Source organism: Nostoc sp. DSM 114167 (assembly GCF_052692655.1).
The window spans coordinates 3527874-3540509 of sequence record NZ_CP195116.1 but is presented as its reverse complement, the minus strand read 5'-3'; the positions used below and the strand labels follow the sequence as shown (position 1 = coordinate 3540509).

The 12636-nt window shown below is 43.7% G+C and carries 12 protein-coding genes; 2 read left to right on the top strand and 10 right to left on the bottom strand.

What is annotated here, in order from left to right:
* Window position 1: 1 nt before the first annotated feature.
* Complete coding sequence (locus tag NSTC731_RS15030; RefSeq protein ID WP_445631493.1) at window positions 2-658, top strand: ribonuclease HII; 657 nt, start codon at window positions 2-4, stop codon at window positions 656-658.
* Between the two features lie 167 nt (window positions 659-825).
* Here NSTC731_RS15030 and NSTC731_RS15025 read toward each other — a convergent pair whose 3' ends face one another.
* The gene (locus tag NSTC731_RS15025) at window positions 826-1413 is read right to left on the bottom strand and encodes a DUF1997 domain-containing protein (protein WP_445631492.1); all 588 of its coding nucleotides are present in this window, start codon (window positions 1411-1413) and stop codon (window positions 826-828) included.
* Between the two features lie 462 nt (window positions 1414-1875).
* Here NSTC731_RS15025 and pheA point away from each other — a divergent pair, with 462 nt between their 5' ends.
* A complete protein-coding gene (gene pheA, locus NSTC731_RS15020; protein WP_445631491.1) occupies window positions 1876-2751 on the top strand; it encodes a prephenate dehydratase in 876 nt (291 codons plus the stop codon).
* Between the two features lie 147 nt (window positions 2752-2898).
* On the opposite strand, the gene NSTC731_RS15015 is transcribed toward pheA, so the two are convergent.
* The 9 genes from NSTC731_RS15015 to NSTC731_RS14975 all read right to left on the bottom strand — a co-directional run bounded on the left by NSTC731_RS15015 (window position 2899) and on the right by NSTC731_RS14975 (window position 12617).
* Window positions 2899-3546: an LON peptidase substrate-binding domain-containing protein gene (locus tag NSTC731_RS15015; RefSeq protein ID WP_094349488.1), complete on the bottom strand. Its 648-nt coding sequence runs from the start codon at window positions 3544-3546 to the stop codon at window positions 2899-2901.
* 212 nt (window positions 3547-3758) lie between these two features.
* On the bottom strand, window positions 3759-4076 hold the full coding sequence (rpsJ, locus tag NSTC731_RS15010) for a 30S ribosomal protein S10 (protein ID WP_445631490.1): 318 nt from the start codon (window positions 4074-4076) through the stop codon (window positions 3759-3761).
* A 183-nt stretch (window positions 4077-4259) separates the two neighbouring features.
* Entirely contained in the window at window positions 4260-5489 is a 1230-nt protein-coding gene (tuf, locus tag NSTC731_RS15005; RefSeq protein WP_445631489.1) for an elongation factor Tu, read from the bottom strand.
* 23 nt (window positions 5490-5512) lie between these two features.
* A complete protein-coding gene (gene fusA, locus NSTC731_RS15000) occupies window positions 5513-7591 on the bottom strand; it encodes an elongation factor G (protein ID WP_445631488.1) in 2079 nt (692 codons plus the stop codon).
* Between the two features lie 137 nt (window positions 7592-7728).
* Window positions 7729-8199 carry a 30S ribosomal protein S7 gene (rpsG, locus tag NSTC731_RS14995; protein WP_069070112.1) on the bottom strand — a complete coding sequence of 157 codons (471 nt, stop codon included), beginning with the start codon at window positions 8197-8199 and terminating at the stop codon, window positions 7729-7731.
* Between the two features lie 580 nt (window positions 8200-8779).
* Window positions 8780-9163 carry a 30S ribosomal protein S12 gene (gene rpsL, locus NSTC731_RS14990; RefSeq protein WP_012410236.1) on the bottom strand — a complete coding sequence of 128 codons (384 nt, stop codon included), beginning with the start codon at window positions 9161-9163 and terminating at the stop codon, window positions 8780-8782.
* A 123-nt stretch (window positions 9164-9286) separates the two neighbouring features.
* Window positions 9287-9610, bottom strand: a complete 324-nt coding sequence (locus NSTC731_RS14985) for a HesB/IscA family protein (RefSeq protein WP_445631487.1) — start codon at window positions 9608-9610, stop codon at window positions 9287-9289.
* Window positions 9611-9867: 257 nt separating this feature from the next.
* Entirely contained in the window at window positions 9868-10287 is a 420-nt protein-coding gene (locus NSTC731_RS14980; protein WP_104907515.1) for a cupin domain-containing protein, read from the bottom strand.
* Between the two features lie 254 nt (window positions 10288-10541).
* A complete protein-coding gene (locus tag NSTC731_RS14975; RefSeq protein WP_445631486.1) occupies window positions 10542-12617 on the bottom strand; it encodes a phosphodiester glycosidase family protein in 2076 nt (691 codons plus the stop codon).
* Window positions 12618-12636 lie beyond the last annotated feature (19 nt).

Below are 12636 nucleotides of genomic sequence, written 5' to 3'. Positions count from 1 at the left end.
TATGGTAGAAACATCGCCAACGCCTTTGGAACAATCCACTTGGCTAGAATTTTCTACCTTGTCAGATATTCCAGGGTTGGTTGCAGGTGTGGATGAAGTAGGGCGAGGCGCTCTGTTTGGGCCTGTGGTGGCGGCAGCAGTAATCCTACCAGATCGCGCTTTGCCAATACTGATGGCAGCTAAAATTAAAGACAGTAAAAAGTTGTCTAGTTCTCGGAGAACTCAGCTAGCGCAGCAAATTTGTGCGCTGGCTATAGATTGGAAAATTGGGTTTGCTTCTACTGCCGAAATTGACAAGATAAATATTTTGCAAGCGACGTTGTTAGCAATGAAGCGGGCTGTGCTGAAGTTAAAGGTACAGCCTGCACTCTGCTTAATTGACGGCAATCAGTCAATCAAAGATTTGCTATTGCCGCAACAAACAATAGTTAAAGGGGACGAGCGATCGCTCGCTATTGCCTCTGCTAGTATTGTTGCTAAAATTTGGCGTGACGAATTAATAATGCGTCTAGCATTAAAATACCCTATGTACAACCTGGAGTGTAACAAGGGTTATGGTAGCCAGCGGCATTTGCTGGCTTTGCAACAATACGGGCCCTCACCCCTACATCGTCAGTCTTTTCGTCCTTGCCAAATCAAAAATCTGAGTGTTGAGTGATTGAAGAAGAATACAGAATACAGAATACAGAATAAATTAGTTTAGTAGGGGATAAGCTGTGGGAAGCAAGCTACAGACTTTCTACTAATTACAGAGTTCAATTCTGTAGCTTGCTACCCTGAAAGGGTATTCTGGCTCGTGACTCCTAAATTCTGTTTGTTAACAAATTACTCAGCATTCAGGATTGGTAATTCAGTACTATCACTGTCAAGTCCTCTATCTTTGGTTTGTGATATCACCCAGTAGCGATAATCCGTCAAAAGTTGATTCAATAACCTTTGCTTGACCGACAACAGCACGCTTTTGAGCAAACCATTACCAGTCGTTTCTAAAATCGGCTTAGGAGTAAAGGAAAATGGCGGTGGAAAATCCACCACTACTTCTAAATCAGCTTTTCCTTGCAGGCGTGTGCCAGTGCTAAACTCTTTGGGAGACAAATAGCCTTTTAAATTGAGAGCAAAGCGCTGGTTAATATACTCGAAACCTAAAATTTCACAGTTTAGCGATCGCAAATAAATTATTCCATTTGATTCTGCCCAGACTCTCATGTCTACAGTAGGTTGAATACTCAATGACATAAAAGTCAGCGGACGCATTTTCAAGCGAAATACTTCCTCAGAAAGCTGCTGAATCCGGCTATTGTCAACCAAAGCCTTAACCAGACGTTGAGGCTGACGCAAGTAGTGCTGAATGGGAATAGGCTGCTCTGGAACAGCGATTTCAACCGATTGGGAGGCAGTAAACCGGGTAGCCATGAGCTAATAAAAATATCTGTTTCTTAATTTTAATATTTTTTAACAACTTAGTTTTGATTATTAGAAAATTACAAAATTTATTGACTATAAAAACGACTGTTGCTTATCAGCTATACTCATTAGCACAAAGTTGTTACGCTCATTCTATCTTGGTTCAAGAAATATAGATTATGATTTAAATATTGACACAAAAACAATAATGTGCTCTTTATTTTGGGTAGAAACCAATATCATTGCTTTTAAATCTTTAGAGGGATTTAGTAAAAAACTACTAGGAAATCTATCTGCCAGAAGACTGATTTTCATAACTTGTTTTCTTGGATACATATTTCCTTCTATCCCTTTAGTGCGTAAATTTTAGAGATAACAGTGTTTAGTAAGAATAAATGTTGGATATATTTGCCAAACCAAAATATCATAATCTTTGTTTAGGCATTAGACTCGCAACTCAAGGCTAAAAGTATGACTTTATCGATCGCACATTTAGGGCCTCCCGGCACTTACACAGAACAAGCAGCTGTTTTTTATGTCAACTGGCTAACTAAAAGTACGGGAGTTGAAGCTAGGTTATGTCCCTATCCCACCATTTCCCAATCACTGCACGCCGTTGCTGATGGTCAAACCCACCTGGCTGTTGTGCCAGCAGAAAATTCTATTGAAGGGAGTGTTACAACAACACTGGATACACTTTGGCAGTTAGACAGTTTGCGAATTCAGTTGGCTTTGATATTACCCATTGTCCATACGTTAATTTCTTGCGCGTCTAGCTTAGATATAATTAAAACTGTTTACTCTCACCCGCAAGCTTTGGCACAATGTCAGGGATGGTTAGAGCGGTTTCTCCCGACTGTACAGATTATTCCCAGCAATTCTACAACCGAAGCACTACAGCGATTGGAGCAAGAGACAACAACAGCAGCGATCGCTTCTAGTAGAGCAGCTCAACTCTACAACCTGCCGATACTTGCTAGTGGTATCAACGACAATCCAGAAAACTTTACTCGTTTTTGGGTAGTAAGTCACGGTGAAGTGGAGGCTGGATATCAGGTAAGAAAAGCGCCTGCTAGTCACACATCACTGGCTTTTAGTATGCCTGCTAACACACCCGGAGCATTGGTCAAACCTTTGCAAATATTTGCTCAACTAGGGATTAACCTCAGCCGAATTGAATCTCGTCCGACGAAGCGATCGCTAGGCGAATACTTGTTTTTCATAGATTTAGAAGCAGATGCCAAAGAAGCACAAATGCAATCTGCTTTAGCAGAATTAACTACCCACACAGAGATTTTAAAAATTCTTGGCGCTTACAATGTTTTACCGATCGCCGCCATTACTTAAAAAGTTAGAAGTTCTTTTTTAAGAGTTATTATTTAGGATTTACCAGTTATCAGCTAGTAAATATAAATTATAAGTAGTCGAGCTTTTATTTTTGTTTTTCTTCCTAACTCCTCACTGTACAGACGCGATTAATCGCGTCTCTACTCCTCACTTTTCACTAAATGTATCTTTGAGAACAGCGCGAGCTGCCAAGTGATTCCGAGTAGAAGTTAAAATTTCTGCTTCCCGCTCTAGACGAGTTACAGTATCTTGCATTTCTAACAATAATTGCTGCTCTGCGGCGACACCATAAAGATTACTGGCTACCCAATAAGATAACTCTGTTGGTAGATCGGGCAAATCTTCCGGCAATTCAATATTTTGTTCGGTTAATTTGGCTGACAGACGCACCACATCTCGCAGTAGTTGTTCTACTTCAGTTGATAAAGGCCGCAAATCTTTAGTCGGTGGTTGGTCTTCAATCCATTCAACTAAGCCAACGCGATATGGCTTTTCACGAACATACTCTAAGACACGAAATCTTTGCTGCCCTAAAGTCATCATCTTGATCCGATCGTCTGGCAGCCTTTGGTGATGAATGATTTCGGCACAGCAGCCAGTGTTTGCAATTGTACCTTTGACTGGATCGAACATCAAAACACCGAACCTGCGATCGCTCTCCAAAATCGTGTTCATCATGATTCGGTAGCGAAATTCAAAGATGTGCAGGGGTAATGGTCTGGTAGGAAACAGAACTACTTCGGGTAACGGGAACAGAGGTAGTTCGCGAACTGCAATTTTAGAAGATGATGTCATTGTTACTTTGGTATAAACTTAATCTTTAAAATTTCTTTTTCTCTGCTTTTCCCGTACTTTATCTACATTCTATCATTTGTTTCCTAGCTAAATAAAAGCCCTGAGATATATTTCTTCAGGGCTGTGTAAATATTCATACTAATGTAATTTGTCTTTTGTCCTTTGTCCTTTGTCATTAGTAAAGGACAAATGACCAATGACTAATGACTAAATTAAAGTTTGACTTCAATATCTACACCCGATGGTAGATCCAATTTCATCAGGGCATCAATAGTCTTAGAAGAGGGCTGGTAAATGTCAATAATCCGGCGATGAGTACGGGTTTCAAAGTGCTCTCGTGAATCTTTATCTACGTGAGGCGATCGCAGCACACAATAGATCCGGCGTTTTGTTGGTAAAGGAATTGGGCCTATGGCTGTAGCGTTGGTGCGGTTAGCGGTGTCTACAATCTTCTCGCAAGATGTATCTAATAAGCCCCTGTCAAAGGCTTGTAAGCGAATTCTAATCTTCTGCTGCTGTAGAGTTGCCATCTTTAATTTTCCAGGTTCTGCGTAATTAGGGGAGTATTTACAGGTTAAAGGTTACAGGGTAAAGGTTACAGAAAACTATTACCTGTCCCCTGTAACCTATTACCTTATTTATAGAGGGAAGAGAAAGGAGCAGAGAGGCAAAATATATACCATCTCTGCTCCTTTGTTATGAGCAAAAAGGTGCTACTTGATAATTTTGGAGACGACACCTGCACCGATGGTGCGACCACCTTCGCGGATAGCGAAGCGCATTCCTTGTTCAATCGCGATCGCGTTGATCAATTCTACTGTCATTTTGATGCGATCGCCTGGCATCACCATTTCTACTTCTTTGCCTTCATCGGAGGTATAGGCTTTGATAGTACCAGTTACATCGGTTGTCCGCACGTAGAACTGGGGACGGTAGCCAGCGAAAAATGGAGTCTTACGACCACCTTCTTTTTCTGTAAGGACGTACACTTCACCTTCAAATTCATTATGAGGTTTAATTGAACCTGGTTTGGCAATTACCATACCCCGTTCAATATCAGTCTTCTGAATACCCCGGAGTAGTACGCCAGCGTTATCTCCAGCCATACCTTGCTCAAGACTCTTCTTGAACATTTCAATCCCAGTTACGGTAGTAGCGCGAGTATCTCTGATACCTACTAGTTCAACGTTATCGCCTACTTTGACTACACCGCGTTCAATCCGACCAGTGGCTACAGTACCACGACCTGTGATTGAGAACACGTCTTCTACAGCCATCAGGAAGGGTTTATCAACATCCCGCTCTGGTGTGGGGATGTAAGAATCTACAGCATCCATCAGTTCATAGATTTTGTCTACCCAAGGATTTTCACCGCGTTGGGTCTTGGGATTCTTGGTCATTGCTTCTAGAGCTTGCAGACCAGAGCCTTTGATAATAGGGATATCATCGCCAGGGAAATCATAGCTGCTTAACAGTTCTCTCAGTTCTAATTCCACTAGTTCCAAGAGTTCTGGATCGTCCATCAAGTCTTCTTTGTTCAAGAAGACTACCAGACTGGGAACGCCAACCTGTTTTGCCAACAGAATGTGTTCGCGGGTTTGAGGCATAGGACCATCGGTAGCAGCAACTACAAGGATACCTCCGTCCATCTGTGCAGCACCAGTGATCATGTTCTTCACATAGTCAGCGTGTCCTGGACAGTCTACGTGAGCATAGTGTCGATTTGCAGTTTCATACTCTACGTGAGCGGTATTGATGGTAATACCCCGTGCCTTTTCTTCTGGGGCATTATCAATTTGGTCGTAGCCTTTAGCTACAGCCTGACCCATAGCTGCTAAGGTCATGGTGATGGCTGCTGTCAAGGTAGTTTTACCGTGGTCAACGTGGCCAACTGTACCGATATTGATGTGGGGTTTATTCCTTTCAAACTTTGCGCGTGCCATGAATACTCATTTCCTTATTTTAACTAAGCGTTCCCTTTGCTTTTTGCAATGATAGTTTCAGCTACGCTGCGAGGCACTTCTTCGTAGTGGCTGAACTCCATCGTGAAGATACCCCGACCTTGCGTTTTTGACCGGATATCAGTGGCGTAGCCAAACATGGTCGCCAGCGGAACTTTGGATGCGACCTTAGCAAGTCCCTGTTCGGTGCTTTGGCTTTCAATCTGCCCTCGGCGAGCAATGAGGTCGCCAATGACGTTCCCGATATAGTCTTCAGGAACTTCAACCTCAACTTTCATCATAGGCTCTAAGAGGACGGGTGAAGCTTTCAGCACAGCTTCTTTCATCGCCATTGAACCAGCGATTTTAAAAGCCATTTCCGAAGAGTCTACATCGTGGTATGACCCATCAATTAGCGTTGCTTTAACGTCAATCAATGGATATCCAGCTAGAACACCTGATTCACAGCTTTCTTTCATTCCTTGTTCTGCGGGGCCAACGTACTCTTTCGGTACTGAACCGCCGACAATTTTGGAGACGAATTCAAAGCCAGTACCAGGGTCTCCAGGCTCCAAATTGATCACAACGTGACCGTATTGACCTTTACCACCACTTTGGCGGATAAATTTACCTTCAATTCTGCTCACAGCTTTCCGAATTGTTTCTCGGTAAGCTACTTGCGGTGCACCTACATTCGCTTCCACCTTGAATTCTCGTAACATCCGGTCTACTAGAATTTCTAGGTGTAGCTCTCCCATCCCCGCGATTACGGTTTGGTTTGTTTCCGGATCGACACGGACACGGAAGGTGGGGTCTTCTTCTGAGAGAGATTGCAGAGCCTTGGACAGCTTGTCCATGTCGTTTTTGGTTTTGGGTTCAACCGCTACCGAGATTACAGGCTCAGGAATGAATAGGGATTCCAGAATTACCGGCGCTCCCTCATCACAGAGCGTGTCACCTGTCAAGGTGTCTTTCAATCCCAAAGCTGCTCCCAAATCACCCGCTCGCAGTTCATCGACATCTTGCCGTTCATCTGCCTTCATTAGAACTAAGCGGGAAATCCGTTCTTTTTTATTCTTACTAGCGTTGAGAACGTAGCTGCCCTTTTTCAGGACACCAGAATAAACACGAACAAATGTCAGGCGACCATAAGGGTCAGCCATAATCTTGAATGCCAGAGCGGCTAGGGGTTCGTTGTCATCAGCCCGCCGCTCAACAGTATCGCCATTCGGCAGTAAGCCTTGAATTGGTGGTACTTCACTTGGTGCTGGCAGGTAATCGACAACGGCATCCAGCATCAACTGTACGCCTTTATTTTTGAATGCCGAGCCGCATAGTACTGGTACAATTGTCCCGGCGATTGTGCCTGTACGCAGAGCAGTCCGAAGTTCCTGTTCTGTAAGTTCTTCGCCCTCGAAGTACTTAGTCATCAGAGCATCATCAGTTTCTGCCGCAGCTTCTATTAGCTTGGTGCGATATTCGTCTACCTGCGCTTGCAACGCTTCCGGGATATCAGTTTCCTGGATATCAGTTCCTTGATCGTTTGCGTAAATATACGCACGCATCCGTACAAGGTCAACGATACCTTGGAAGTCATTTTCACTACCGATTGGTAGTTGAATGGCGATCGCATTTGCCCGCAGGCGATCGCGGATTTGGTCGTGAACTTTATAAAAGTTCGCTCCCGTGCGATCCATCTTGTTGATAAAGACTATCCGAGGAACTTTGTAGCGTTCTGCTTGCCGCCACACTGTCTCAGACTGCGGTTGCACGCCACCCACAGAACAAAATACTGCGATCACACCATCCAACACGCGCATGGAACGCTCAACTTCAATTGTGAAGTCTACGTGACCCGGAGTATCGATAATGTTAATTTGATGATCTTTCCAACTGGTACTGATCGCAGCGGCAGTAATGGTGATTCCCCGTTCCCGCTCCTGCTCCATCCAGTCTGTGACGGCAGTTCCTTCATGAACTTCGCCAATTTTATGAATTATCCCAGAGTAAAATAATATTCTCTCTGTTGTTGTTGTTTTGCCCGCATCTATATGCGCCGCAATACCAATGTTGCGTACTTTCTCTAGCGGGATCGTGCGTGCCACAGCTACCTCCTATAGTTTTTGCCTCATGATATCTTGTATATTACTCTTTGTTAAGATTCTATACTTTTACGGAAAACCGTCTTTTTGTGTAAATCTACGATATACCGCTTCGGCAAGGCGATATATCGCTTTTTTACTTAATAACGATAGTGTGCGAATGCTTTGTTAGCTTCCGCCATCCGGTGCGTTTCTTCGCGTTTGCGAATGGCATTGCCAGTTTCGTTGGCAGCATCCATTAACTCATTTGCCAATTTGCTGGCCATTGTCCGGCCTGGCCTGGAGCGAGAATATTGCACTAACCAACGCAGTGCTAAAGTAGTGCCCCGTTCTGTACGCACTTCCATTGGTACTTGGTAGGTTGCTCCACCAACTCGCCGAGCCTTTACTTCTACTAAAGGCGTGGCATTTCGCACTGCTCTTTCAAAGGTTTCTAAGGCACCAGCACCAGTGCGTTCTTCAATAGTTTTTAATGCATCATAAACAATGCGTGCGGCAAGTGATTTTTTGCCATGACGCATGATCCGTCTGATAATCATGCTCACAAGGCGACTGTTATATACGGAGTCAGACGGAACTGGGCGCCTTTGAATAACACCACGACGAGACATACTTCACCTTTAATTCGGAATTGGCAACGAAATTATATGCTATCAGACACCGGAAACTAAAAGCGGTACAACCCAACCCTCAGACTTCCTCAATTTTTTCGACCGTTACAGCAAGTCTGACTTATTTACTGCCAATTTTGGATTTTGGATTTTGGATTTTGGATTAAAAGTTTTTGGTATCTATTCCGATCCCAAGGATCTGAAAAAATCAAAAGTCTGTAAGCCTAATTCCCTGCTGGGTTCGACCAATCCAAAAGACGCTCGATAACTCACTAATGCTACGCTATCGCAAATCTAAAATCAAAAATTGTTTGACTTACTATCTGCAACGAAATACTCAAGGCGACAAGATTATAAACTTTAATGTTCAGATGAGAAATTCGCTGTGGGTTACAGCATTTTCTTCCTCAGAACTTCTACACTTGCTCGCTTAGTGTAGATGTAGTTTGCTTGATTTTTGGAAACAGACTTTAGTAGCCTCGATCGCAACTCCTAGAACAAAGACGGCGCTCCTTCTTTTGCCCTTGGGCGCTTTTAAGATAGACGATTAATCGTCTTGGATGCGATTAATCGCCTAATCCTATTTTTTCGCTTCTTTAGGACGCTTGGTTCCATACTTGGAACGGCCTTGCTTGCGGTCTTTGACTCCGGCTGTATCTAGGGTGCCACGGATAATGTGGTATCTCACGCCTGGTAGATCCTTAACCCGACCGCCACGAATCATCACAACTGAGTGCTCTTGTAAGTTGTGACCAATGCCTGGAATGTAAGCTGTGACTTCAAATCCAGAGGTAAGTCTGACTCTTGCTACTTTGCGTAGGGCTGAGTTAGGCTTTTTTGGTGTGGTCGTGTATACTCTGGTACAAACTCCCCGACGTTGGGGACATTGTTTCAGAGCCGGAGACTTGGTTTTCTGACGCGCTTGTTCGCGCTCATTTCGTATTAGCTGCTGTATTGTTGGCATGAGTTACAGCGCGTAAAGCTGCTTATGGTCTAAGTTTTAACAAATCCTGATTATATCTTTTTTTACGGCTTTATGTCAATTGTTATTTGTCTTTTGTCATTTGTCCTTTGTGAGAACCAATGACTAATGACTAAAGGAGAAGGAATTGCCACAGCCACAGGTAGCGATCGCCTGGGGATTGTGGAAGCGAAAACCACCACCCATTAAGTCTTCTGAATAATCAACTCTCAAACCGTTGAGGTAATTTAAGCTTGTGGCATCGATGACGACTTGAATCTCATCCAAGTCGAAAACCCGATCGCCAACTTTTATTGTTTCATCGAAGGACATATCATAAAAGAATCCAGAACAACCACCTGGTTTTACTGCCAATCGAAACAAGACATTTGGCTGCTTGGACTTTATTCGCCCAATCTCACTTACGGCTGCTTGACTCAGATGAATCATGGAACTCGTTTTTTGCAGTTGAATACCCCATCTTCCATTTTACAGATAGGTTGACCCTTGCTTGTGCAAAAAAATTCCAAATCACCAAAGGCATGAGCGCGATCGCTATTACTACATTTATAACACTAACATGCTTCAGTCCCCACCTAGTCAAGGTAGGGACTTCTGGGGTGTAGTAGTTCGTTCACAAAGACGGTTTACACAAACAAAAATGTATTCAGCTTTGGGATTAGAGCATTAATAGCGTTCTTTTGGTTTTAATCTTTGGTACGGGCATAGTCATCTTGGTAGCGAATAATATCATCTTCTCCCAAGTATTCGCCATTTTGGACTTCAATCAATACCAACGGAATCACGCCAGGATTCTCTAAACGATGAGATGTACATTGGGGTACATATGTTGACTCATTATTGCTCAGTAGTACTTCTTTCTCACCACAAACTACTCTAGCTGTACCAGAGACGACAATCCAATGTTCGCTGCGGTGATGGTGCATTTGTAGACTGAGGCGGTGTCCGGGCTTAACTTCGATGCGCTTAATTTTGTATCCGCGCCCTTCTTCTAAAACTGTAAAAGCACCCCAAGGACGTAATTCTGTTGCAGCAACGCCCCTGGAAGTTATGTTTGGAGGGAGGTGTAGAGTTTCAGTCTGTGTAGTTTCTTGATATCGAGCCATAGTTACCTCATTTGAAGACATAACAAACCGTTGGTACTCTTAATTATTGATAAAAAAATTTGGCGCTATCTTGCAACCTTGAAAATCAGCAATTTTGTCGCACTTTGATAAACATAGCAAAATCAAACCTTATGGTGTAAACCATCACTACTAAAATTCTGATGTCTACACCAAGTCTTCATCAAGCAAAATGACGGCTTGTTCTAAACTTTAAAAAGTGACTGGGATTGAGGATTAAGTTTTTCCCTATTACCTCATTTTCGTGGTTGCAGGAAAATACCAATTCCGTTGTGAACACGAGCAGCGGTACTGGGCGATCGATCGAGTAGTTGCCCTCCTAAATAAAGGCTGGTAGAGCTACCGCCATCTAAATTTAAAGCATCTACACAGCCCATCTGTTGCATCAATTGAGCATGTTCTGCCAAATTAGGCCCATAACCGCCGACACGATTATGTGTGGCAGTAATCATTAATGTCCCTGTTGCCGTTGTGCAAATACCGCTGCGAATAGCCTTTTCGGCAATAAAGGCGTTGCTGAATTTTTCACCTTTGGCATCAAGGACAATTTGACGATTTTGGACTAATAGCGGTCCCGCTCCGATAATGTGGGGATAACGACTAAAATCAACTGGAGTAGTGGCGCTGGAAATACTTACTGCGTTTCCAATAGATAGTTGTGAGGCAGCGCTAGCAGCGTTAGCGCGTAAAGTTAGTAGGTAGCCATCCTGGGGAATGGGAATCGGCGTCTCACCAACTTTGCCGCCTGGTAACTGATTAGTAATTTGGTTTTTTTGTACCACTAAGATAATTTCGTTATCCGTCAACGGCGTGTAAGTCGATCCCCAAGCTGGGGTGTAACGAGCAATGCCACTTTGAATGTAACCACTATTGAGAAACAGAATTGGTAGGCGCTGGTCATTTGCCGTAATTAAAGTTTCTTCCAAGGTGAGACGACCGAAGTAAAATTGACCTGAATCATTCCAAGCGATCGCACCTCGGTTAAGAATCGGGCCTGATAACCACTGATTATCTCGACGAATCGCACCCAATGGCAATCTGTTATTGCGGTTAAAATAACCACCATTAATTCCAGCCACTGCTAAGTAACGTTGTGCTGTTTGAATTAAGGGAGCAGTACCCGCAAGTCCATCAGGACTAGCCCACATCGGTTTCAATGTTAGCCCAAATTTGCGGGGATTAACTTCTAGCCAGACCACCGGAAAGCGTTCTGTGCCTAAGTTGACATAATGCTGTCGCCAGCGCAATCCTGGGGCCCAAGTAATATCTCGTTCTTCTAAAGGATCGGGTCGAATATCGATAATCAGGCGATTGGGGTTATCTACAGTACTAACTTGAGGTGATAAACCAAAGGGAACGCTCAGACTAATAATGGTTTGGTTTTTTACCACCTCCACTTGTTGAATCAGTGGTTCAGGGGTTGGGGCTGGTGCTGCTGGTATTGGTTGTGTTGGTGTAATTGGTAATAATTGTTTGAGCAAGTTTGGCAACAATGGTGGTGCTGTTGGTGCTGCTGGTGGCTGGGGAGTATAGCGTTCTATCAAAATGGGATCGGCGATTCCATCAAGAGTAATTGTCCACTTCCGATTTGGCGGTACAGTGGATTTTGGGGTTGGCGTATCTGGATCGAAAGATGGTGTTTGCGGTTTGGCGATCGCCGATCCTTGTGCAAGTTGCCAGGGAGTGGGACGATCTAAATCGACACGAATCCGAGTCTGTTGCAAAGGGGCACTCGCTTCTAGAGGTTCCTGGCTCTGAACAATATTTGTGATTTGTGTTTTTGGGGTAGCAATCACCAAAATGTTGCCATTGGTTCGGATTTCCCATCCAGATGTTTGAGCAAAATTGCTAATATCCAGATAGCGATATGCTCCTATTAGTCTGGTGGATAAAACCAGTGGCGTTGTCACGGACGAAAACCACTGTATTGGTTGCTTCGCTGAATTACTACTGCTTAAGAAATTTACTCCAATTAATTGCCTGAATGCCCCATCACTGATATTGGTTGTCACCTGGCCAGATTTTCCAGACCGTTGTAACCAAGTTCCAGGTAAAGTACGTCCATTGAGGGAAATTTGATTTCCAGAGGATGCTACACCTGTTAAAGGAGGTGCAGGTGATTGTGAGATTAACCTGGGTATAAATTTGGTAGTTTTCGGGGACTCCTGGGCGCTGGTAGCACAAGTAGTCGTTAAGCACAGTACTGTTAAAAGTATTGGTGACACTGTAGCCCAAAAAAATCTGTGATCGCCCTTGGCGTTTGTAAAGCCGTCGCTAATCTCTGATTGGCAACAATTCAGCATTTTTACCATAATTTACTAGATATTTTTG

Excerpts from the sequence above, each read along its gene's own strand:
- NSTC731_RS15030 (WP_445631493.1), top strand. The coding sequence starts at position 2 with ATGGTAGAAACATCGCCAACGCCTTTGGAACAATCCACTTGGCTAGAA.
- NSTC731_RS15025 (WP_445631492.1), bottom strand. The coding sequence starts at position 1,413 with ATGGCTACCCGGTTTACTGCCTCCCAATCGGTTGAAATCGCTGTTCCA.
- pheA (WP_445631491.1), top strand. The coding sequence starts at position 1,876 with ATGACTTTATCGATCGCACATTTAGGGCCTCCCGGCACTTACACAGAA.
- NSTC731_RS15015 (WP_094349488.1), bottom strand. The coding sequence starts at position 3,546 with ATGACATCATCTTCTAAAATTGCAGTTCGCGAACTACCTCTGTTCCCG.
- rpsJ (WP_445631490.1), bottom strand. The coding sequence starts at position 4,076 with ATGGCAACTCTACAGCAGCAGAAGATTAGAATTCGCTTACAAGCCTTT.
- tuf (WP_445631489.1), bottom strand. The coding sequence starts at position 5,489 with ATGGCACGCGCAAAGTTTGAAAGGAATAAACCCCACATCAATATCGGT.
- rpsG (WP_069070112.1), bottom strand. The coding sequence starts at position 8,199 with ATGTCTCGTCGTGGTGTTATTCAAAGGCGCCCAGTTCCGTCTGACTCC.
- rpsL (WP_012410236.1), bottom strand. The coding sequence starts at position 9,163 with ATGCCAACAATACAGCAGCTAATACGAAATGAGCGCGAACAAGCGCGT.
- NSTC731_RS14985 (WP_445631487.1), bottom strand. The coding sequence starts at position 9,610 with ATGATTCATCTGAGTCAAGCAGCCGTAAGTGAGATTGGGCGAATAAAG.
- NSTC731_RS14980 (WP_104907515.1), bottom strand. The coding sequence starts at position 10,287 with ATGGCTCGATATCAAGAAACTACACAGACTGAAACTCTACACCTCCCT.
- NSTC731_RS14975 (WP_445631486.1), bottom strand. The coding sequence starts at position 12,617 with ATGGTAAAAATGCTGAATTGTTGCCAATCAGAGATTAGCGACGGCTTT.